Annotated in this window: 25 protein-coding genes; 11 read left to right on the forward strand and 14 right to left on the reverse strand. The window is 67.0% G+C overall.

The annotated features are described in order from the left end of the window. Positions 1-22 precede the first annotated feature (22 nt). From ASG67_RS11695 to ASG67_RS11705, 3 genes are all read right to left on the reverse strand, one after another. A complete protein-coding gene (locus ASG67_RS11695; protein WP_156460775.1) occupies positions 23-340 on the reverse strand; it encodes a hypothetical protein in 318 nt (105 codons plus the stop codon). Between the two features lie 153 nt (positions 341-493). Continuing rightward, positions 494-925, reverse strand: a complete 432-nt coding sequence (locus tag ASG67_RS18915; protein WP_156460776.1) for a hypothetical protein — start codon at positions 923-925, stop codon at positions 494-496. 25 nt (positions 926-950) lie between these two features. Then, positions 951-1,460, reverse strand: coding sequence for a hypothetical protein (locus tag ASG67_RS11705; protein WP_056530125.1), 510 nt, complete (start codon positions 1,458-1,460; stop codon positions 951-953). Positions 1,461-1,520: 60 nt separating this feature from the next. Between ASG67_RS11705 and ASG67_RS11710 the strand changes: the two genes are divergently transcribed. Further along, positions 1,521-2,891: a hypothetical protein gene (locus ASG67_RS11710; protein WP_056530128.1), complete on the forward strand. Its 1,371-nt coding sequence runs from the start codon at positions 1,521-1,523 to the stop codon at positions 2,889-2,891. Here the strand turns inward: ASG67_RS11710 and ASG67_RS11715 are convergent. Further along, positions 2,883-3,803, reverse strand: coding sequence for an ABC transporter ATP-binding protein (locus ASG67_RS11715; RefSeq protein WP_056530130.1), 921 nt, complete (start codon positions 3,801-3,803; stop codon positions 2,883-2,885). The two genes, ASG67_RS11710 and ASG67_RS11715, sit on opposite strands and share 9 nt — an antisense overlap. Positions 3,804-3,883: 80 nt before the next feature. Here ASG67_RS11715 and ASG67_RS11720 point away from each other — a divergent pair, with 80 nt between their 5' ends. Both ASG67_RS11720 and tldD read left to right on the forward strand, forming a co-directional pair. Continuing rightward, positions 3,884-4,132, forward strand: a complete 249-nt coding sequence (locus tag ASG67_RS11720) for a zinc-finger domain-containing protein (RefSeq protein WP_056530595.1) — start codon at positions 3,884-3,886, stop codon at positions 4,130-4,132. Between the two features lie 140 nt (positions 4,133-4,272). Further along, on the forward strand, positions 4,273-5,694 hold the full coding sequence (tldD, locus tag ASG67_RS11725; RefSeq protein WP_056530133.1) for a metalloprotease TldD: 1,422 nt from the start codon (positions 4,273-4,275) through the stop codon (positions 5,692-5,694). A 4-nt stretch (positions 5,695-5,698) separates the two neighbouring features. Here tldD and ASG67_RS11730 read toward each other — a convergent pair whose 3' ends face one another. Both ASG67_RS11730 and ASG67_RS11735 read right to left on the reverse strand, forming a co-directional pair. Then, positions 5,699-5,995, reverse strand: a complete 297-nt coding sequence (locus tag ASG67_RS11730; RefSeq protein ID WP_056530136.1) for a CcdB family protein — start codon at positions 5,993-5,995, stop codon at positions 5,699-5,701. Continuing rightward, positions 5,995-6,240 (reverse strand): type II toxin-antitoxin system CcdA family antitoxin, encoded by a 246-nt coding sequence (locus tag ASG67_RS11735; RefSeq protein ID WP_056530140.1) that lies wholly within the window; start codon positions 6,238-6,240, stop codon positions 5,995-5,997. Before ASG67_RS11735 ends, ASG67_RS11730 begins: the two co-directional genes overlap by 1 nt. 48 nt (positions 6,241-6,288) lie before the next feature. Here ASG67_RS11735 and ASG67_RS11740 point away from each other — a divergent pair, with 48 nt between their 5' ends. From ASG67_RS11740 to ASG67_RS11750, 3 genes are all read left to right on the forward strand, one after another. Continuing rightward, positions 6,289-6,489 carry a DUF2007 domain-containing protein gene (locus tag ASG67_RS11740; RefSeq protein ID WP_056530598.1) on the forward strand — a complete coding sequence of 67 codons (201 nt, stop codon included), beginning with the start codon at positions 6,289-6,291 and terminating at the stop codon, positions 6,487-6,489. Positions 6,490-6,631: 142 nt separating this feature from the next. After that, the gene (locus ASG67_RS11745) at positions 6,632-6,970 is read left to right on the forward strand and encodes a P-II family nitrogen regulator (protein ID WP_056530143.1); all 339 of its coding nucleotides are present in this window, start codon (positions 6,632-6,634) and stop codon (positions 6,968-6,970) included. 11 nt (positions 6,971-6,981) lie between these two features. Beyond that, on the forward strand, positions 6,982-8,409 hold the full coding sequence (locus ASG67_RS11750) for an ammonium transporter (protein ID WP_056530601.1): 1,428 nt from the start codon (positions 6,982-6,984) through the stop codon (positions 8,407-8,409). A gap of 176 nt (positions 8,410-8,585) precedes the next feature. On the opposite strand, the gene ASG67_RS11755 is transcribed toward ASG67_RS11750, so the two are convergent. From ASG67_RS11755 to recQ, 4 genes are read right to left on the reverse strand one after another with little or no spacing between them, the layout of a single operon-like run. Continuing rightward, positions 8,586-8,936, reverse strand: coding sequence for a hypothetical protein (locus ASG67_RS11755; RefSeq protein WP_056530147.1), 351 nt, complete (start codon positions 8,934-8,936; stop codon positions 8,586-8,588). Beyond that, the gene (locus tag ASG67_RS11760; RefSeq protein ID WP_235535174.1) at positions 8,933-9,352 is read right to left on the reverse strand and encodes a hypothetical protein; all 420 of its coding nucleotides are present in this window, start codon (positions 9,350-9,352) and stop codon (positions 8,933-8,935) included. The genes ASG67_RS11755 and ASG67_RS11760 overlap by 4 nt, the downstream gene beginning before the upstream one ends. Further along, positions 9,349-9,777 carry a TIGR01244 family sulfur transferase gene (locus tag ASG67_RS11765; protein ID WP_056530150.1) on the reverse strand — a complete coding sequence of 143 codons (429 nt, stop codon included), beginning with the start codon at positions 9,775-9,777 and terminating at the stop codon, positions 9,349-9,351. The genes ASG67_RS11760 and ASG67_RS11765 overlap by 4 nt, the downstream gene beginning before the upstream one ends. A gap of 51 nt (positions 9,778-9,828) precedes the next feature. Next, complete coding sequence (recQ, locus tag ASG67_RS11770; protein ID WP_056530153.1) at positions 9,829-11,598, reverse strand: DNA helicase RecQ; 1,770 nt, start codon at positions 11,596-11,598, stop codon at positions 9,829-9,831. 17 nt (positions 11,599-11,615) lie between these two features. Here recQ and ASG67_RS11775 point away from each other — a divergent pair, with 17 nt between their 5' ends. Together ASG67_RS11775 and ASG67_RS11780 are read left to right on the forward strand one after the other, a co-directional pair. Beyond that, a complete protein-coding gene (locus ASG67_RS11775; RefSeq protein WP_156460777.1) occupies positions 11,616-12,614 on the forward strand; it encodes a hypothetical protein in 999 nt (332 codons plus the stop codon). Positions 12,615-12,643: 29 nt separating this feature from the next. Next, positions 12,644-12,916 (forward strand): GNAT family N-acetyltransferase, encoded by a 273-nt coding sequence (locus ASG67_RS11780; RefSeq protein ID WP_056530157.1) that lies wholly within the window; start codon positions 12,644-12,646, stop codon positions 12,914-12,916. Positions 12,917-12,919: 3 nt separating this feature from the next. Here the strand turns inward: ASG67_RS11780 and ASG67_RS11785 are convergent, their stop codons facing one another. After that, entirely contained in the window at positions 12,920-14,761 is a 1,842-nt protein-coding gene (locus tag ASG67_RS11785) for an ABCB family ABC transporter ATP-binding protein/permease (RefSeq protein ID WP_056530160.1), read from the reverse strand. An 89-nt stretch (positions 14,762-14,850) separates the two neighbouring features. Between ASG67_RS11785 and ASG67_RS11790 the strand changes: the two genes are divergently transcribed. Together ASG67_RS11790 and ASG67_RS11795 are read left to right on the forward strand one after the other, a co-directional pair. Beyond that, positions 14,851-15,114, forward strand: a complete 264-nt coding sequence (locus tag ASG67_RS11790) for a hypothetical protein (RefSeq protein ID WP_235535175.1) — start codon at positions 14,851-14,853, stop codon at positions 15,112-15,114. A gap of 2 nt (positions 15,115-15,116) precedes the next feature. After that, complete coding sequence (locus ASG67_RS11795; protein WP_056530163.1) at positions 15,117-15,329, forward strand: hypothetical protein; 213 nt, start codon at positions 15,117-15,119, stop codon at positions 15,327-15,329. 8 nt (positions 15,330-15,337) lie between these two features. Here ASG67_RS11795 and ASG67_RS11800 read toward each other — a convergent pair whose 3' ends face one another. Next, positions 15,338-16,705: a sensor histidine kinase gene (locus ASG67_RS11800; protein ID WP_056530166.1), complete on the reverse strand. Its 1,368-nt coding sequence runs from the start codon at positions 16,703-16,705 to the stop codon at positions 15,338-15,340. Then, positions 16,702-17,370, reverse strand: coding sequence for a response regulator transcription factor (locus ASG67_RS11805; RefSeq protein WP_056530169.1), 669 nt, complete (start codon positions 17,368-17,370; stop codon positions 16,702-16,704). The genes ASG67_RS11800 and ASG67_RS11805 overlap by 4 nt, the downstream gene beginning before the upstream one ends. A gap of 108 nt (positions 17,371-17,478) precedes the next feature. Between ASG67_RS11805 and ASG67_RS11810 the strand changes: the two genes are divergently transcribed. After that, complete coding sequence (locus tag ASG67_RS11810) at positions 17,479-18,156, forward strand: hypothetical protein (RefSeq protein ID WP_056530611.1); 678 nt, start codon at positions 17,479-17,481, stop codon at positions 18,154-18,156. Between the two features lie 48 nt (positions 18,157-18,204). On the opposite strand, the gene ASG67_RS11815 is transcribed toward ASG67_RS11810, so the two are convergent. Next, positions 18,205-19,845, reverse strand: a complete 1,641-nt coding sequence (locus ASG67_RS11815) for an inorganic phosphate transporter (RefSeq protein WP_056530171.1) — start codon at positions 19,843-19,845, stop codon at positions 18,205-18,207. Positions 19,846-19,868: the final 23 nt, after the last annotated feature.

The raw sequence follows: 19,868 nt of genomic DNA on the forward strand, positions 1-19,868 counted from the left end.
CGCGATTATCGGGGGGCCGGTATCAGACCGTGCCATCCGCCTCGATCGCCAGCGCGCGCAGGCCGTACAACGTGCACCAGCGGCCGTGGTGGGAGGCAAGCTCCGTTACCTGGGCGATCAGGGCGTCGGTGGCGCCGGGATGCATCCGCACCAAGCTGTCCCAGATCTTCAGTGCGACCAGCACGGTTAGTGGCCCGGTGTCATCGAACGCCGGCATGCACCGCGAATGCTGGTCGATCCAGGCGCCATCGGCGCGCACATGAAGGCCGGTCGTGACGGGATCCGCGATCGGTCGTGGGGTACCTGATGGTCCCGGCGATGCCATCGAAAACGCGCTCAAGATCTCTCTTTCCCCGCTATTGGGTCGAAGATACGACTTAGCGCAGCAAAGAGATGCGTGGATTATGGCGGATTCACGGTAAACCCGAAACGACCATCGATCGCATGCCATGCACGGCCGATCGAACCACGGACGCTTGTCAGATGAAGACTGTCAGATGAAGACCGGGAAGTCGGGTCTCGTGGCCAGTTCCTGAATCTTCGTCCACGACAGTCGGCGGCTCGGCTGTTCGATGGTGAGGAATAGGCGGGACTGCTCGTCTTCGGGCCATGACAGGGCGAGGGAAATCATCTCGGCGACGTTGCCCCGGCTGACTTCGTGCGCGGGCGACCATCCATCGGCTCCCCGCAGACTCAGCACCGCGACGCCCCACCAATTGATATTTATCGCCAACGCACGGTTACTCCGGACGATTCCAGATGGAACCGACCGGTTCTGAATAGAGAGCGGACAACAGGGTGATCCAGCCAATTGCCGGACCGTTGAATCCCGGAACGGAACAGGAATGGCGAAAATCGTCGCGATCATCGTGAAGGGAAATGGTGAAAGGGCTTGACCCGTCCCGGAATGGGCCGATTCGGCCAAATCGGCCCTGAAAGCCCAATAGTGGCTATCGTGATCGTCGTTTCCGTGCCGGCCGCGCGCCGACCGCGACGATCGCGGCGCAGACACCGCAAGCCAGCCATAGCCAGCCGATCAGCATGACCGGGCCGATCCGGCGATACATCACGGCATCGATCTGATGCAGCGAGACGATCTCGGCGGCGAACAGGCTGGTGGCGGCGAGCGCGACGATCCTGGCGGATCGGACGCCCGGTCGCCGCGCGGCGGTGCGCATCGTCCGCCATGCGAGCCAGACCACAAGTCCGACCAGGATCGCGAGCGCGGCAAGCTGGACCGGGCGGCGATCCATGTAATAGCTGCCAAGGCCGAATATCCCGCCGATCGTCCGCAACAACGTGTGCCGCGTGTTCGCGACCAGTTCGACGCAGAGCAGCGCGTAGAACATCGCCAGCATCCGCCACGGCCCCCGCTGGCGGTCGGCGGCGCGCCAGCAGAAAATAGCGGCGAGGGCGAAACCGGTCAGGCCGGCGGTCTGCGTCCAATTGATCTGCGGCACGCGTCCGCCTAGCCCGTTTGCCGCGCGGTATCGAGGCCCCGCCGTCAACGGATATCGATTTTGCTCTACGCCATCTATGCCCTGTTCGTTGCCATTGCCGCGTTGCCGTTCCTGCGGTTGCCGGCGCGGACCGCGATGCTGATTGTCTTTTTCGGTGGGTGGATGCTGCTGCCGGTGGGACGCTATCCCCCGGACGCTACCGATGGATTGCCGTGGTGGATCGTCGGCACGGCGCTGCCGTCGGACATGCTCGTCACCAAGGCGTGGGTGGTCGCGGTGGCGGCGTTGTTGTGGGGGGTGGTGTTCGATCGGCGCCGGGTATCGCGGTGGCGCCCGCACTGGATCGATCTGCCGATGGCGGTGTGGTGCCTGTGGCCGCTGATCGACGGGATGTTCGCGGCGACACCGTCGCCATCGCCGCTGGTGGCATGTCTGTACGTCACCGGATGCTGGGGTTTGCCGTGGCTGCTGGGGCGAATCTGGATCGCGACGACGGACGACCGGCTGGCGCTGCTGCGTGCGCAGATGTGGGCCGGGCTGGCGCTGGTGCCGGTGGCGATCATGGAATCGTCGGTGGGACCGTTCGTGTATGACGCAATCTATGGGCCGCATCCGTTCCGCACCGATGGGATGGAGCGGTATGTCGGCTATCGGCCGCTCGGTCTGCTGGAGAACGGCAATCAATATGGCATCTGGATTTGTCTGAGTGCGCTGGCGGCGCTGTGGCTGGCGTTCGGGCAGGCGGAGGACGATAGAGGGCAGCGCGGATTGGTGCCCGCCGCGATCCTGACGGTGATGGCGTTCGCGGCCCAATCGGTCGGTGCGTTGTTGCTGCTGATCGTCGGGCTGGTGTTTCTGGTGGTGCGGTCGCGGGCGTTCTTCAAACCGTTGCTGGCCGGTGGGATCGCCGTCATCGCGGTGGTCGCCGCCGCGCATCTGAGCGGGATCGTGCCGCTTCAGCATATCGCGCGCGATACCGCGTTCGGGCAGGAGGTTCTGGGGACGATGCGCGGGATCGGTCGCGGGTCGTTCACCTGGCGGATATCGCAGGATACGAAGGTGTTGTCGGCAATCCACGACGCGCCGTTGCAGGGGGCGGCGCAGTGGGACTGGTTCCGGCGGTTCGGCACCCGGCCATGGGGTCTGGCGATGCTGATCGTCGGGCAGTTCGGGTTGATCGGCGTGTTGCTGGCGTTCGGCGCCGTGATCGCGCCGGCGCTGGCGATCCTGTGGCGGCGGGGCGCCTATGCCGCGTGGGCGGCCGATGACGAGAAATTGCCGCTGGCGATGATCGTGCTGCTGGCGATGGCGGATGCGACGCTCAATTCGTTCATCTATATGCCGGCGATCCTGATCGCGGGCGCGATCGCTGTCCGGCCCGCCGCATCGGCGAGGGCGAAGGGCGGCCCGCGACGCTCCCGGTCAGGCTAAGGCGCGCGTGAGGTTGAGGAACACATCCTCCAGATCGGCCTCGCGCGTCGAAACATCGACGATGCCGAGGCCGTCGCGGGTGACGGCGGCCAGCACTTCGCCGGCGTTCACGCGGGCCTTGTTATAGGTGATCTCCAGCATCCGGTTGCCCTTCAGCACGACCTTGTCGAAACAGCCGGCATCGGGCGCCGCGTCCAGATCGCGGTCCACCGTGACCACCACGACTTTCTCCTGCGCGCGGCCGACCAGTTCGCGGGTCGGTTCGTTGGCGACGACCTTGCCGTGGTTGATGATCGCGATCCGGTCGCACAGTTGCTCGGCTTCTTCGAGATAGTGCGTGGTCAGCACGACGGTGACGCCCGCCTCGTTGAGCGAGCGGACATATTCCCAGAGCTGCTGGCGCAGCTGGATATCGACGCCGGCGGTCGGTTCGTCCAGCACCAGCACGGGCGGCGAATGGACCATGGCCTTTGCCACCATCAACCGCCGCTTCATGCCGCCCGACAGGGTGCGGGCATAGGCATTGGCCTTGTCCTCCAGATGCACGGCGCGCAGCAGTTCCATCGACCGTCGCTGCGCCTTGGGCACCCCGTACAGCCCGGCCTGGATCTCCAGCGTCTCGATCGGCGTGAAGAACGGGTCGAACAGGATTTCCTGATTGACGATACCGATCGACACCTTCGCATTGCGCGGGTGCTGGTCGATGTCGAAGCCCCAGATCGAGGCCGCACCGTCCGTCTTGTTGACGAGGCCCGCCAGGATATTGATGAGCGTCGATTTGCCGGCGCCGTTGGGGCCGAGCAGACCGAATATCTGGCCGCGCGGCACATCGAACGACACGCCGTCCAGCGCGCGCTTGCCGCCGGCATAGGTCTTGGACAGGTTCTGGATCGAGATCGCCGCTTCGGTCATGATCGCGCGATAGGCCCCGCGACGCGATCCGCCAAGTACGGGATTGGCGGCGGGGGCCGCACTTGCTATCGGATGCGCCCATGCACCCGCCGCTCGAAATCACCCATGTCAGCCAGCCCCGCGTCGCCTGCGACGGCGCCACCGACATTCCCGGCGGTGCCGCACTCGGCCATCCGCGCGTGTGGTTGCAGATCGACGAGCATGGGTATGTCGATTGTGGCTATTGCGACCGGCGCTTCGTGCTGATCGGCGGCCCGGCGGACGGCAAGGACCAGGGCAAGCTGCCCGATATCAGCGAAGGTGCCAGCCCTTCGCGCGACATACACTAACGGGCCGCCGATCGGCCGACGGTCGAGTTCGCCCGCACCGTTCGACGGTATGGCTTCGCCATGACGCGGCCCCGAGTTCCCCGCGACTTATACGCGCAACGCCCGTGGACCTTCCGCAGCCTGCGCCTATATTGTGGGACATGGCCTATCTAGACCCCCGCTCGTTCCTCTACCGTGAACTCACGCCAGAGGCGGCGCAGGCGCTGACCGCCGATGCGCTGGGCAAGGCCGATGACGGCGAACTGTTCCTGCAATATCGCAAGTCCGAGGCGTTCGGATTCGATGATGGCCGGCTGAAGACCGCGAGTTATGATACCAATGCCGGCTTCGGCCTGCGCGCGGTGTCTGGCGAGACGACCGCCTTCGCCCATGCCAGCGAGCTGACCGAGGCGGCGATCAAGCGCGCCGCGCAGACGATGGCGCTGATCGATCCGTCGACCGCCACGAAGGCCGCGCCGCCGCAGGGGACCAACCGGCACCTGTACACCGACGCCGATCCGCTCGACCTGATCCCCTTCGCCGACAAGGTGAATTTGTGCCAGACCGTGGACGCCGCCGCCCGCGCGCGCGATCCGCGCGTGGCGCAGGTGTCGGTCGGACTGTCGGGGTCGTGGAGCGTGGTCGAGATCGTGCGGCCGGATGGTTTCATCGCCACCGATGTGCGGCCGCTGGTGCGGCTGAACGTGCAGATCGTGGTCGAACAGAACGGCCGGCGCGAAACGGGCACGTTCGGGATCGGTGGTCGCTATCTCTACGACCGGCTGTTCGAGGAAGCGACGTGGCAGCGCGGGATCGACGAGGCGCTGGCGCAGGCGCTGGTGAACCTTGATTCGGTGGCGGCACCGGCGGGCGAGATGACCGTGCTGCTCGGGCCGGGCTGGCCCGGCGTGCTGCTGCACGAAGCGATCGGCCATGGGCTGGAGGGCGATTTCAACCGGAAGGGCACGTCGGCATTTTCGGGCAGGCTTGGCGAGCGGGTCGCGGCGCCGGGAATCACGATCGTCGATGACGGCTCGCTGCCCGATCGGCGCGGGTCGCTGTCGATCGACGACGAGGGCACACCGACGCGCGAGACGGTGCTGATCGAGGACGGTATCCTGAAGGGATATATGCAGGACCGGCTGAACGCGCGGCTGATGGGCATGGCGGCAACGGGCAATGGCCGCCGCGAAAGCTATGCGCATGCGCCAATGCCGCGGATGACGAACACCTTCATGAAGGGCGGCAAGGACGATCCCGCCGAGCTGCTGTCGCGCGTGAAGAAGGGCATCTTCGCCAAGAGCTTCGGCGGCGGGCAGGTCGACATCGTGTCGGGCAAGTTCGTGTTCAGCTGCACCGAGGCGTACATGATCGAGGACGGCAAGCTGGGTGCACCGATCAAGGGCGCGACGCTGATCGGCGATGGCCCCACGGTGCTGACCAAGGTGACGGGCATCGGCGACGACTTCGCGCTGGACGAGGGCATCGGCGTCTGCGGCAAGGGCGGGCAGGGCGTGCCGGCCGGCGTGGGTCAGCCGACGTTGCTGGTCGAGGGGCTGACGGTGGGCGGCACGGCGGCCTGAGGCGTCACCCGCTGCCGGTCAGGACATCGATGGCGCGGATGATCCGCAGATGCTCGTAATCGAGCGATATGATGCGGCGTTTCAGTTCGGCCGCGCGCACGGCGGTGGCGAATTGCGTCACCATGACCAGTCGTTCGCCATCGACCTCGAATATGGGATTGAGGTGGCCGTTGGCTGGCGGCGCATCGCCCGGCGGTAACAATGGTGCGATAAACCGGGTGCTGATCTCGTCGAGGAAATCCGCCTGACAATCGAGCGCCAGAGCCCCGTCGGACAGTCGATAGACATCGAAGCGTGCCATCAGAACAGCCGATATTTTTCGAGCGGCAAGCCGTTCTGCTCGACCCAGTCGTTATGGGCGGCGATCCATTCCCGGTTGTCCTCCTTCCACTTCTCGTCGCGCGCTTTGCGGGCGGCCTGCGAAATCGCGGCTTCGCAAATCTGGGAGAGGTTGAGTCCTGCTTCGCGTGCGAGATCGACGATACCGGTATCGACCGAGACGTTGAGGGGCTTACGCTTGCCCGATGCGATCGGATCATGTTTCATGCGCGGAAATTATGCGCACACCCGATGCGCGTCAATGGGAGAGGAATGATGAGTCTCGTCGAGCTGGGCCGCTTCAATCGCAACGAAGCGCATATTCTGGTCGGACGGCTGGAGTCCGAAGGGATCGACGCGGTCGCTTTCGACGCCGGCAGCAGTATCGCCGATGGCAGCTGGCTGCTGATCCCGGTGCGGGTGATGGTGGACGAGGATGATCTCGCGGCGGCGGAGCGGATCATTGCTGCCCAATAAACGGGCAATTGCCCGTCGCTGCCTGTTAATTATTCGTTAGCTTCTGCCTGGCGCCCTCTCCCCACGGCTTCCCGCCTAGGCGGACGACATGGCACGTTCGTTGCACTGCGACATTCCGGAACATCATCCAAAAGGGGGCGGGATGAAGCTGGTCATTGCGGTCATCAAGCCGTTCAAACTCGACGAGGTGAGGGAAGCGCTCACCACATTGGGCGTGGCGGGCATGACGGTCACCGAGGTCAAGGGTTTCGGGCGCCAGAAGGGCCAGACCGAAATCTATCGTGGGGCCGAATACAGCACCAACATGGTGCCCAAGATCAAGATCGAGGTGGTCTGCGCCGCCGCCCTGTCCGACCGGGTGGTGGAGGCGATCCAGCAGTCCGCGAACACCGGCGCGATCGGTGATGGCAAGATCTTCGTGCTCGACGTCGGGCAGGCGGTGCGCATCCGCACCGGCGAAACCGACGATTCGGCGCTGTGAAGGGGGGAATGATGAAATTGTCTCGCATGATGGCGAGTGTGGGTGGCCTGACCGCCGCCGCACTCGTCGCCGCGCCCGCATGGGCACAGGCGGCGGTGGCGGCCGGGCCGATCAAGGCACCGACCGCCGAACAGATGGCCACGATGGTCAACAAGGGCGACACGACGTGGATGCTGATCTCGTCGGCACTGGTGCTGATGATGTCGGTCCCGGCGCTCGCGCTGTTCTATGGCGGCCTCGTCCGGACCAAGAACATGCTCAGCGTGCTGATGCAGGTTTTCATGATCGTGTCGGTCGCCAGCCTGGTCTGGGTCTGCTGGGGGTACAGCATGGCCTTCACCAGCGGTAACTCGTTCGTCGGCGGTTTTTCGAAGATGTTTCTGGCGGGGGTCTCGGCCTCCACCTATGCGGCGACGTTCTCGAACAACGTCTACATCCCCGAATATGCGTTCGTCTGTTTCCAGATGACCTTCGCGTGCATCACACCGGCGCTGATCGTCGGGGCGTTCGCGGAGCGGGTGAAGTTCACGCCGCTGCTGATCTTCGTCGTGCTGTGGCTGACCATCGTGTATTTCCCGATGGCGCACATGGTCTGGTACTGGGCTGGCCCGGACTTCCTGTCCGACGCGCCGACCGACACCGGCCTGCTGTATGGCTGGGGGGCGCTCGACTTCGCTGGCGGCACCGTCGTGCACATCAACGCCGGCATCGCGGGCCTGGTCGGCTGCTTCATCATCGGCAAGCGTAACGGCTACAAGAGCGAGCCGATGCCGCCGCACTCGCTGACGATGACGATGATCGGCGCCAGCCTGTTGTGGGTGGGCTGGTTCGGCTTCAACGCCGGTTCCAACCTGGAAGCCAATGGCGTCACCGCGGTCGCGTTCATCAACACCTTCGTCGCCACCGCGGCAGCGGCGGTGGCATGGGCCGTGATCGAGCAGATCGTGCACAAGAAGCCGTCGCTGCTGGGTGGCGTATCGGGTGCGGTCGCCGGCCTGGTCGCGATCACCCCGGCATCGGGCTTTGCCGCACCAATGACGTCGATCGTGCTGGGCTTCGTCGCATCGGGCGTGTGCTTCTTCTTCGTCACCACGGTGAAGAACAAGTTCGGGTATGACGACACGCTCGACGTGTTCGGCATCCACTGCGTCGGCGGCATCATCGGCGCGATCGGCACCGGCATCGTCGCTGACCCCTCGCTCGGTGGCCAAGGCTGGTTCGACTACACGGTCTTCCCGTCGGTCGCCGGCACCTATGACATGGGCACGCAGGTGCTGACCCAGGTCAAGGCGGTGCTGGTCACGCTGGTCCTGTCCGGCGGTGTTTCCGCGGTGCTGTTCTATGGGCTCAAGATGACGATGGGTCTTCGCCCGTCGGCCGAGGTCGAGGCCGAGGGCCTCGACATCAACGAGCACGGCGAGCGCGCCTACAATTATTGAGTTCGGGGGCGGGCACCGACCCGCCCCCCACCGACGTTCCTCCTGCGGACGACCTTGAACCCGGTGCGGCGACGCACCGGGTCTTTTTTATGGGTGAAGGTGGTGATCGATCGCGTCGTATTCCTGCCTTCGCAGGAGCACGAGTGCGAGCCTGATGTGCGTTCCTGAGAGCGCGATCAGTATGTTTTGCGGCGGCCGATCATCGGACGCAGGCGGATGCCGATGCAGATCGCGGTCGGCCACCATAGCGTGTTGGCGATATCGCCCAGCGTATCGGGCCAGCGCCACGATCCATAGACCAACCGGTCCATCACCTCGTTGAACAACTCCGCGACCACCACCACCGACAGCGGGATGAAACTGCCCAGTGACCGCCGCGTGGCAAGGCGGGCGAGCATCAGCACCGCCAGTCCGGCATGGATGTGCAGCACCGTATCGGGCAACCCGGTGCCGTCGCCGATCCACAGGATGAAACGCTGATAAAGGTGCGGTGCCTGTGCGGCCGCCGCCGTCGTGTTACCGATCATCGATTCTTCGCTTTCGGGGCGAGCCGGCGGATGTCGAGGGCGTTGACGCCAGCCAGCGCTATCTCCCCCAGCCGCGGATCGCCGGTTTCTATCAATATGCCCGCGGCGGTGGAGCGCACGCTGCGCCACGTCACCTCGTGTGCGATCAAGCGATCACCACGACGTTTGACCGCTGCGACCCGCCCATCGTCGGTCACTGCCAGCGCGCCGATCCCGTCGGCGCCGACGACCGCACCCGACACGCGGGAGCCGCCCAGCATCGCCTCCACCGCGTCAGCGGCGTCTTCCAGGCTGCCGATAGGCTCCACGCGGCGACGGCGTATCGTCGTCCAGCCGATGCCGATCGCCACCAGCGCGGCCAGGGCCGCCGCGCCGCCGATCGCCAGCGGGTCGGCGTCGGCCAGGGCTGCGATCACTGCGGGCTCGCGAGCGCGTCCAGCGTCGGTCGCATGCCCGACAGGTCGTATCCGGCGTTCTCCGCCTGCGCGACGAGCAGCGTCGGATCGCGACCGGCGCGTGCGGCGGCCAGCGCCCACAGGTTGCACGACCGCGTGCCCGACCGGCAATAGGCCAGAACGGGACCATCGGCGGCGGCCAGCGCGGCGGTCATCGCCTCGATCTGCGGATGGCTGAACCCCGCCGCCGTCACGGGGATCGCGATATAGGTCAGGCCGGCGGCCTCCGCCTCGCGACGGATTGCGTCGCCGGTGGGTTGGCCCGGCTCTTCGCCATCGGGGCGGTTGTTGACGATCGCGACGTAGCCGGCGGCGGCGATCGCCGCCACGTCATCGGGCGAAATCTGCGGGGCCACCGCGACGCGGTCGTTGAGGGGACGGATCATGTGTTTGTCCTAAGCGATGAAAAGGCCCGCGTCAGCCCTTTTAGGCGCCGGTCATGCCTCGTTCCGGATCACTTCGATGAACGCGTCGCCATAGGCATCGAGCTTGCGCGCGCCGATCCCCGACAGGATCGACAGTTCCGCGCGCGACGCGGGACGCTGCGCCGCCATGTCGCGCAACACCGAATCGTGAAAGATGACATAGGGCGGCACACCCGCTGCCTGCGCCAGTTCGCGACGCTTCGCGCGCAGTGCCTCGAACAGCGGATTGTCGGCCGGGTTCGCGGCGACGGCGGCGACACGCTTGCCCCGGCGTTCGCGCTTGGGCGGGATGACGACCGACAGCGATGCCTCCCCCTTCAGCAGGGGCCGTGCGCCGGGGCCGAATTCCAGCCCGCCATGTTCGTTGGTGCGGACCGCATCGCGCAGCGCCAGCGCGCGGGCGACGGGTTTGACGAGCGCGCTCTCGTCACCCTCGACGATGCCCCAGACGGACAGGTTCTCGTGGCCGCGATCGATGCTGCGGTCGGTGGACTGTCCGAGCAGCACCTGTTCGATATAGGTCGCGCCGAACATCTGGCCGGTGCGGAACACGGCGGAGAGGAACTTGCGCGCGACCTCCGTCGCGTCGACCGCATCGGGGGAACCCAGGCAATTGTCGCAATTGCCGCAATCATCGATCAGGTCCTCGCCGAAGTGCTTCAGCAGCACGCGGCGGCGGCACCCGCCGGTTTCGACCAGCGCGCCGAGCGCCGCGAGACGCTGGCGCTCACCGGGCTGGCGTTCGGGTTCGACCTCGCCAATGCGCTGGCGGGCGCGGGCGAAATCCTCGGCTCCCCAGAACAGATGCGCGACCGAGGGGTCGCCGTCGCGCCCGGCGCGGCCGGTTTCCTGATAATAGGCCTCGATCGATTTCGGCAGGCCGGCATGCGCGACGAAGCGGACGTCGGGCTTGTCGATGCCCATCCCGAACGCGACGGTCGCGCAGATCACCATGTCCTCCGACGCCACAAAATCGGACTGGTTCTTCGCGCGGATGTGCGGGTCGAGGCCGGCATGATAGGCGCGGGTCGGGCGGCCGGTCTTCGCCAGTGCCTCGGCCAGCTTCTCGGTCGCGGCGCGGGTCTGCGCATAGACGATGCCGGGGCCGGGGGTGGCGGCGATCAGGTCGGCGATCTGTTTCGACGTGTTCGCCTTGGGGCTGATCGAATAACGGATATTGGGCCGGTCGAATCCCGACACGATCATGCCGTCGGCCGGGATGCCCAGTTGCTTGACGATATCGGCGCGAGTGTGCGCATCGGCGGTGGCGGTCAGCGCGAGGCGGGGGACGTCGGGGAACGCGTCCATCAACGGTTCGAGCAGGCGGTAATCGGGGCGGAAGTCGTGGCCCCATTCGCTGACACAATGCGCCTCGTCGATCGCGAACAGGCTTAGCTTCGCCTCGCCCAGCAGCTCGCGGAAATGCCCGGTCGAGGCGCGTTCGGGCGCGATGTAGAGCAGGTCGAGGTCGCCGGCGCGGAACCGGGCGAGCGTCTCGCCGCGGTTCTGGTCGACGCTGGTCAGCGTGGCAGCACGGATACCCACCGCTTCGGCGGCGCGCAGCTGGTCGTGCATCAGCGCGATCAGGGGCGACACGACGACGCATGTCCCCTCCATCATCACCGCCGGCAATTGATAACAGAGCGACTTTCCCGCGCCGGTCGGCATCACCGCCAGCGTGCGGCGGTGGTTGAGCACGCGGTCCACTACATCGGCCTGCACACCGCGAAACTGAGGAAAGCCGAAGACGCGTTGCAGGATCGGGAGGGGATCGGGGACCATTGGGGGCGATCTAGGCCGTGCGGGGTGCCGCCACAATGGCGCGGGCGGCGATTGCGTCCGGCGTGCCCCACGCTATCGTTGTCGAGGGAGAGCGGACGATGGCGATGGCGCGGCGGATGGTGGTGACGGCGTGGCTGGCGTTCGCGGCGGTGGCCACGACCGCCGAGGCGCCGTTGCCGGAGCGGCTGGTGCCGGGGCTGGGCGAGATCGATGTGCCGGTCAACCGCGCGACGGCGCGGATGCGGATCGATCCGGCGGCGTTCAGCATCCCGATCCTGACGGAAGCGACGGCGAAGCGGGCACGGCTGCGGGCGGGCGACGTGCTGCTCCAGGTCGCGGTCGGGCCGGAACTGGTGCGTGGCCACACCGCGATGGCGCGGTTCGGCGATACGCCGCGCCGCGCGACGGTGGCCTGGGCGCCGCGCCCTTATGTGGCGGGACTGGACGGGGTGGTCGGTCCCGGCGGGCTGGCCGAGCCAGTGGTGCGCTTCGTGTTTCAGAAACCCTTGCCGGGCGAGCGCACCGTGACGCTGCCGATGATGGAGCAGGATGGGCCGATGGTCAGTTGGGGCGGGCTGTTCGCGCGGATCGACGTGGGCGGCAAGCCGATGCGGGTGCGGTTCGATCCGCATCATCCGCACACGCTGGCGACCGCAAACGCGGGGCGCCGGCTGGCCGAGGCCTATGGTGGCGGGATGGAGGATGCCAGATTTACGACCGAGATCGCGTTCGGGATCGATCGGCCGGTGCGCCGGATGCGGCTCGACCAGCCGATCGCGATCGGGCCGCTGTCCATTGCCGGGCTGGGCGTGCGGACCGCCGATATCGGCAACGCCGCCGCGATCCCGGAGGCGGATGCGCCATCCCCCGACCCCGACGAGATCGTCGTCGTCGCGCGCGACAAGCGATATGACCCGGAAAGGGACCGGCTGTCGCTGGGCGCCGACGTGCTCCGCCAGTGCTCGACGTTGGTGTTCGACAAGCCGGCGCACGAAATCCGGCTGACCTGCGCGTAACCGCATCGCGATCGGTGCGTTAGGCCGTCATGACCGATGTCCGCGACAACCCCACCGAAAGCCGTTTCGAACTGACGATCGACGGCACCACCGCAATCGCCGCCTATACCCGAGAGGGCGATACGCTGGTCTTTACTCATACGGCGGTGCCGGATGCACTGGCCGGGCAGGGAGTGGCGACGCGGCTGATCGCCGGCGCGCTGGAGCAGGTGCGGGCGCGGGGCGAGCGGATCGTGCCGGCATGCAGCTTCGTCGCGCATTATGTCGCCGAACATCCGGAGACGCGCGACCTGATCGCCTAGGGGCTATTCCGCCGCCAGCGCCTGTTCCCGCTCACGTGCCTGCCGCGCCCACATCTCGGCATACAGACCGCCACGGCGCAGCAATTCGGCATGGGTGCCGCGTTCGGCGACCGCGCCGGCGTCCAGCACCATGATCTGGTCGGCGTGGACCACCGTCGACAGGCGATGGGCGATGACGATAGTCGTGCGACCGCGCTCCACCGCCTCCAGCGTGGCGAGAATATCCGCCTCGGTCCGGCTGTCGAGCGCGCTGGTCGCCTCATCCAGGATCAGGATCGGCGGGTTCTTCAGCAGGGTGCGGGCGATCGCCACCCGCTGTTTCTCGCCCCCGGACAGTTTCAGGCCGCGCTCGCCGACGCGGGTCAGATAGCCGTTGGGCTGGCGTTCGATGAAGCCGGCGATGGCGGCACCCTGCGCGGCGCGCACGACCTCATCGTCGTTCGCGCCCTCGCGACCATAGGCGATGTTGTAGCCGATGGTGTCGTTGAACAGCACGGTATCCTGCGGCACGATGCCGATCGCCCCGCGCAGCGAGCCTTGCGTCACCAGCGCGATATCCTGACCATCGATGGTGATGCGGCCGCCCTCGACATCGTAGAAACGATAGAGCAGCCGTGCGAGCGTCGATTTGCCCGCACCCGACGAGCCGACGACGGCGAGCGTGGTGCCGGCGGGTACGTCGATGTCCAACCCGCGCAGGATCGGTCGATCGGGATCGTAGCCGAAACGCACATCCTCAAACCGGACGTGCCCGCGCGTCACATGCAGCGGCACGGCACCGGGCGCGTCGGCGATGTCGGGCGCGGTATCGATCAGGGCGAACATGCTCGCCATGTCGATCGCGCCCTGGCGGATCGTGCGATAGACCATGCCGAGCAGGTCGAGCGGCCGGAACAACTGCGCCAGCAGGGTGGAGACGAACACGACGTCGCCCGCCGAAAAGCTGCCCCGGCTCCAGCCATAGGCGACATAGGCCATGCCGCCGCCCAGCATCAGGTTGGTGATCGCCGCCTGCCCGACGTTCAGCCACGCCAGCGAGTTTTCAGACTTAGTGGCGGCGCGCGCATAGGCATCGACCGCGTTTTCGTAGCGCCGCGCCTCGCGCTCCTCGGCACCGAAATACTTCACCGTCTCGAAATTCAGCAGCGAATCGACCGCGTGTGCGACCGCGCCGGTATCGAGGTCGTTCATCCGGGTGCGCAGCGCGTTGCGCCAGTCGGTGACGATGCGGGTGAACCAGATATAGGCGACCACCATCACCACGGTCGCCCCGACCAGCCACAGGCCAAAGCTGCGCCAGAAGATGCCCAGCACCAGCCCCAGTTCCAGCACCGTCGGCGCGATGTTGAACAGCAGGAAATACAGCATCGTGTCGATGCTCTTGGTGCCGCGCTCAACCACCTTGGTCACGGCGCCGGTGCGGCGTTCGAGGTGGAAACGCAGCGACAGGCCATGCAGGTGCCGGAACACGTCCGCCGCCAGCCGCCGGGTCGCGTCCTGCCCGACCCGTTCGAACACCGCATTGCGCAGATTGTCGAACAACGTCGTGCCGAACCGCGAGGCGGCATAGGCGAGCACCAGCAGGATCACGAGCGTCGCGGCACTGCGATCGATACCGCCGGCGCCCGCCGCCATGCGATCGACCGCGTATTTCAGGGTATAGGCGGCACCGAAAACCTGGATCAGCTTCGAACACAGGACCAGCGCCATCGCCCCGGCGATGCGGGCGCGATGCCCCGGCTCCCCCGCCGGCCATAGATAGGGCAGGAAACGGCGCAGCGTCGGGAGCAGCGGCTGTTCCGTCCCGGTGGTGGGCATGGCGGCAGATTGGGAGAGGGGCGGCATCTGATCCTTATGTCGTGGTTATGCGGCCCGCGTGCAACACCGCGCGTCATTCGCGGTCGCCACTTGGTTAACCGGAACCATGCGGTGCGGTGACCCGTTTTGATCGGCGACTGGAGACGCTGATGGAATCGATGTTCTTCGTGATGGCGATCCTGGGTTGTGGTGATGGCAATCAGCAGTGCACGGCCGCCCGCCTGATGCCGACGCATTATGTGACGATGGCCGAATGCCGCGCGGCGTTGCCCGACCAGTTGGCGCGCAACACCGACATTCCTTATCCGGTAATCGGCGCGGATTGCCGCCGATCCGGCGTCGAATTCGCGCAGGTCGATACAAAGCGGCCGCGTAGCTGACCTTGTCATTGCCCGATCGATTGTCGTCGCGACTGGAGCAGCGCCAGATCGCAGAATTCAGCGCTCGTATCGGCAATGTCGGCGTGCGCGCCACGACCGACATGACAACAGGCGGTCTGCTTGGCACCGGCGCGATGGTTGCCGGCGTATTGCTATCCACGGCGTTACTCGTTGGCGTGGCGATCCGTGAGGCACGGCGGTTGCCGATCGAGTAAGCGACGTTTCACGATAACGCTGCCGGCAGGTTGACCGTCACCACCAGTCCGCCACCCGTCGCCGCGTCCAGCGACAGCGTCCCACCGTGCAGCGCCACCAGATCGCGGACGATCGCTAGCCCGAACCCATGGCCATCGCCCCGCTCGTCGAGCCGGACGCCGGGGTCGGTAGCGCGCTGGCGATCGGCAGCGGCGATGCCAGGGCCGTCATCGATGACGGAGAGTCGGACTACCCGATCCTCGCGCGCCGCAACGATCCGCACCGCGCTTTCGGCGTGGCGGGCGGCGTTGTCGATCAGATTGCCGACGATCTCGTCGAGATCGTGCGCGTCGAGCCGCACGGCGAGATCCGCCGGGATCGCGGCATCGATGGTCACATGGCGATCGGCGTGCAGGCGCTCCACTACATGAACCAGCGCCGCGACGGCCGGCGCCAGCGGGGTGGCGACGCGAGTGCCAGCATGACCGTCGCGCGCGCGACCCAGATGATGGCGGATGGTGGCATCGATCCGCGCCACCTGACGTGCCCGGTCGGGATCGTCCCGCACCGCCAGCGCCAGCGTGGCGACGGGCGTTTTCAACGCATGTGCCAGATTGGCTGCGGCCATCCGCGCGGATGCCAATGCCGCCTCGTTATCGGCGGCCAGCGCGTTCAGTTCCGCCGCCAACGGTTGCAGTTCGGTCGGCTGGTCCTCGTCGACCCGGTCCACTCGACCTGCCCGGATCGCCGCCACCGCATCGCGAAGCTGGCGTAGCGGGCGCAGGCCGAGACGCAGTTGCACCCATGCCGCCACCGTCAGCACGATACCCAGCATCGCCAGCACGATCAGCAACGGCACGATCGCGTCACGGATCGGCCGCGCGATCACCCGGCGCGGGGCGGCGGCGGTGATCGTAACGGGGCCGCTGCCGGTTACGATGGTGTAGCGGCGGGCGTGCAGGCGGACACCCTGTTCGGTCTGCCCATCGATCGCTCGTGGCTCGCGATCCGGGCCACCCATCACATCCGGGCCGTCCCGCTGATCCTCGCGCGGGCCGTGGAGTCCGGGCGGACCCGGCGGGCCATCTGGCAGCGTGGGCAGGTCCGCCGATCCCATCGCACCGCGCGGTGTCTCAATCCGCCAGCGCCAACCGCCGCCCGATTGCAGGACACCGCGCCGCGCCTCGATCCGGGCGCGGTCGATGTCGCCATTCCCGTCCACCGCGCTTGCCAGCAAGGCGATCTCGGCATCCAGCCGCTGGTCGATGCCGGCGATCACGAAGCGTTCTAGCACACCGGCGATGCCCCAGGCGGCGATCAGCAATGCCACCAGCGTCGCCAGCAGCGACAGCGCGAACAGACGCCCCTGCATCGATCGCGGCGCGCGCAGGATCATGGCGCGACGCTCGCGGTCAGGCGATAGCCACGGCCGCGCACGGTTTCGATCATCGTCGCGCCGATCTTGCGTCGCAGCCGGCCGACGATGACCTCCAGGCTGTTCGAATCGACATCGGCATCGCCTTCATACACCCGCTCCAGCAGGTCGAGCCGTTCGATGACCGCTTCCTTGCGCAACATCAGCGCGGACAACACGCGCCATTCGAACGCGGTGAGTTTCAGCGGCATCCCGTCGAGTTCGAACTGGCCGGTCTGCGTCTCGAACGCCAGCGGTCCGCATGTCACCCGCGCGGCGGCATGGCCGGCGGCGCGGCGGACGAGCGCACGCAGACGCATCACCAGTTCCTCGACGCGGAACGGCTTTACCATGTAATCGTCGGCACCTGCCTTGAAGCCCGCCACCTTGTCCGACCATGCCTCGCGCGCGGTCAGGATCAGGACGGGCATGGTGCGCCCGGCGCGGCGCCATTCGCCCAGCACGGTGACGCCGTCCTTGCCGGGCAGGCCCAGGTCCAGCACGGCGGCGTCGAACAATTCCGTCTCGCCCAGATGCGCACCGTCTATCCCGTCGGTCGCCAGATCGACCGCGAAGTTTTCCGCCCGCAACGCGCGGGCGATGGCGGGGCCCAGATCGGCATCGTCTTCGACAAGCAATATACGCATGGCTGGTTCGCTATCCCGGCAGGCTAAACGGAAACTGAACCGCGCGGTTCAGCGGGCGTGGGCCATGGCACGGTAGAAGCCCTCATCGACCAACGACAGGAGTTGATGATGAACACCAGGAATTTTGGAACGCCCCGCACCCGCCTCGGCATCGGTGCCGCCGTTCTTCTCGCGGTCGGCGCCGCTGGCGGGGCGGGGGCGGTGTCGCTGACCCGGCCGACGATCGAGATGGCGCCGACGGTGCCGACCGCGATCGCCAAGCTGCCCGCGACGAACGGGGTGGTGACGGTGAAGGGCCGCGTCGCCGAGATCTATGGCGACCGGCTGATCGTGCAGGACGCCACCGGCCGGACGATGGTGGCCGGCGGACACGAGGCGAGCGCCAACCTGACCCGCGGCAGCGCGGTGATGGTGCAGGGCCGGTTCGACGACGGCCAGTTGCGCGCGTCGTATCTGGTCGATCCGCAGGGCCAGATCACCGAGGTCGGCCCACGCCATGGTCCGGGTCGCGGTCCGGGTCGTGGCCCCGGTCGCGATGGTGGACCGGATGACGGCCCCGATGGCGGTCCGCGCCATGGCCCCGGCCACGGTCCCGGTCATGACGGTCCCCCGCCACCGCCGCCCGCCGATGGCAACGCACCGCCGCCGCCTCCCCCGGCCGGTGCCGATGCACCGCCGCCGCCGCCCGCCGGCGTCGCGCCGATGGCCGGCCGCCCGATGGCACGCGGCGCGGTGACGCCACCGCCCGCACCGACGCCGACGGCGGCACCCACGCCGCAACGCTAAAAGGATATCGACAAGGGGCAGGTCGGCGCGAGCCGGCCTGCCGATCAATTAAAGGCCGTTGGCGGTCGCGATCGTCAGCAGCAACCAGTACAGCAGACCCGACAGCGCCATCGCGGCGGGCAGGGTCAGCACCCAGGCCAGCGCCATGTTGCGCACCGTGCGGCGTTGCAAGCCGGCGCCGTTGGCGACCGAGGCACCGGCGACACCCGACGACAGGATATGCGTCGTCGACACCGGCATCCCGAACCGCTCGGCAAGCAGGATGGTGAAGGCGGCGACGAGTTCGGCCGACGCGCCCATGCCGTATGTCAGATGCGACTTGCCGATCCGCTCGCCAACGGTGACGACGATCCGCTTCCACCCGACCATCGTGCCGAGACCCAGCGCCAGCGCGACCGCCACCTTCACCCAGCCGGGGATGTAGCGCGTGCCCTGTTGCAACCGTTCGGCATGGACGTGGATCGCATCGAGATCGGCGGCGCTCATCCGGGCGCGCGTTGCCTCGTCCTTTTGCACCAGCGCGGCGGCGTCGAGGACGAGATACATGTCGTTACGCAGGTTCGGCGTCGCGGCGGCGGGCACCTTGCGCAGCGAGCCATAGGACGCGATCCGGTCCGATACGTCGTCGGACAGGGTGGCGAGGCCGGCGAACGTGCGTGGTCCCTCAACATGGCGATCGCGCAGCGCGTCGGTCAGCGCGGCGCGCGCCGCGTCGGGGGTCAGCCGCACGCCATCCGCCTGCCGCGCGAATGCCTGTGTCGCGGCATTGGCGGACTGGACGAAGGCGGGGGTGGCGCTGTCGGGCACGGTGCGGTTCAGCGCATAGGCGGTGGGCGCGCAGCCGATCAGGATCAGCATGATGAGGCCCATGCCCTTCTGCCCGTCGTTGCCGCCATGCGCGAAGCTGACCGCAGTGCATGTGAAGATCAGCAGGGCGCGGATGCCGCGCGGCGGTGGCTGGTCCGCCCGGGGTGCTTCGTACAGCACCGGATCGGGCGCCATCCGCTTCATCACGAGCAGCAGCACGAACGCGCCGGCGAACCCGACCAGCGGGCTGACAAGCAGTGCGGTCAGCACCTTTTGCACCTGCCCCCAATCGACGCCCGATGTGCCGCCGCCGTTCGACAGCAACTGGTTCGCGAGTCCCACGCCCAGGATCGATCCGATCAGCGCATGGCTCGACGAATTGGGCAGACCCATCATCCACGTCGCCAGATTCCAGCCGACCGCGGCCAGCAGCAACGCGAAGATCATCGCATAACCGCCCGCGCTGCCGACATGCAGCACGAGATCGACGGGAAGCAGCGTGACGATCGAATAGGCGACCGCGCCCGACGACAGCATCACACCCAGAAAATTGAAGAAGCCCGACCACACCACCGCCAGCGGTGCCGGCATCGCATGCGTATAGATCACCGTCGCCACCGCGTTGGCGGTATCGTGGAACCCGTTCACGAATTCGAACCCGAGCGCGATCACCAGCGCGAGGCCGAGGAACGCAAACACGCCGAACGCCAGTTGCTCGCCGACCTGTTGCGTGTCGTTCAGGATGCTGATGCCGGCGTAGGCGAGGCCGCCGACCAGCGCCGCCACGAACAGCCAGCGGCCGGCAGGGTGATGGCGGTGATCAAGCCGTGGCCCGGTACTGCGCGGAACGGATTCGCTGATGGAAAGCGCGGTAGTGGCCATGACGGACCTATGGTCGCGGCGTG

It is taken from the genome of Sphingomonas sp. Leaf339 (assembly GCF_001426195.1).
Classification (GTDB): Bacteria; Pseudomonadota; Alphaproteobacteria; order Sphingomonadales; family Sphingomonadaceae; genus Sphingomonas.

Bases quoted from the DNA above. Each gene is read 5' to 3' on its own strand.
- ASG67_RS11715 (WP_056530130.1), bottom strand. From the start codon at position 3,803: ATGACCGAAGCGGCGATCTCGATCCAGAACCTGTCCAAGACCTATGCC.
- ASG67_RS11720 (WP_056530595.1), top strand. From the start codon at position 3,884: ATGCACCCGCCGCTCGAAATCACCCATGTCAGCCAGCCCCGCGTCGCC.
- tldD (WP_056530133.1), top strand. From the start codon at position 4,273: ATGGCCTATCTAGACCCCCGCTCGTTCCTCTACCGTGAACTCACGCCA.
- ASG67_RS11730 (WP_056530136.1), bottom strand. From the start codon at position 5,995: ATGGCACGCTTCGATGTCTATCGACTGTCCGACGGGGCTCTGGCGCTC.
- ASG67_RS11735 (WP_056530140.1), bottom strand. From the start codon at position 6,240: ATGAAACATGATCCGATCGCATCGGGCAAGCGTAAGCCCCTCAACGTC.
- ASG67_RS11740 (WP_056530598.1), top strand. From the start codon at position 6,289: ATGAGTCTCGTCGAGCTGGGCCGCTTCAATCGCAACGAAGCGCATATT.
- ASG67_RS11745 (WP_056530143.1), top strand. From the start codon at position 6,632: ATGAAGCTGGTCATTGCGGTCATCAAGCCGTTCAAACTCGACGAGGTG.
- ASG67_RS11750 (WP_056530601.1), top strand. From the start codon at position 6,982: ATGAAATTGTCTCGCATGATGGCGAGTGTGGGTGGCCTGACCGCCGCC.
- ASG67_RS11755 (WP_056530147.1), bottom strand. From the start codon at position 8,936: ATGATCGGTAACACGACGGCGGCGGCCGCACAGGCACCGCACCTTTAT.
- ASG67_RS11765 (WP_056530150.1), bottom strand. From the start codon at position 9,777: ATGATCCGTCCCCTCAACGACCGCGTCGCGGTGGCCCCGCAGATTTCG.
- recQ (WP_056530153.1), bottom strand. From the start codon at position 11,598: ATGGTCCCCGATCCCCTCCCGATCCTGCAACGCGTCTTCGGCTTTCCT.
- ASG67_RS11780 (WP_056530157.1), top strand. From the start codon at position 12,644: ATGACCGATGTCCGCGACAACCCCACCGAAAGCCGTTTCGAACTGACG.
- ASG67_RS11785 (WP_056530160.1), bottom strand. From the start codon at position 14,761: ATGCCGCCCCTCTCCCAATCTGCCGCCATGCCCACCACCGGGACGGAA.
- ASG67_RS11800 (WP_056530166.1), bottom strand. From the start codon at position 16,705: ATGATCCTGCGCGCGCCGCGATCGATGCAGGGGCGTCTGTTCGCGCTG.
- ASG67_RS11805 (WP_056530169.1), bottom strand. From the start codon at position 17,370: ATGCGTATATTGCTTGTCGAAGACGATGCCGATCTGGGCCCCGCCATC.
- ASG67_RS11810 (WP_056530611.1), top strand. From the start codon at position 17,479: ATGAACACCAGGAATTTTGGAACGCCCCGCACCCGCCTCGGCATCGGT.
- ASG67_RS11815 (WP_056530171.1), bottom strand. From the start codon at position 19,845: ATGGCCACTACCGCGCTTTCCATCAGCGAATCCGTTCCGCGCAGTACC.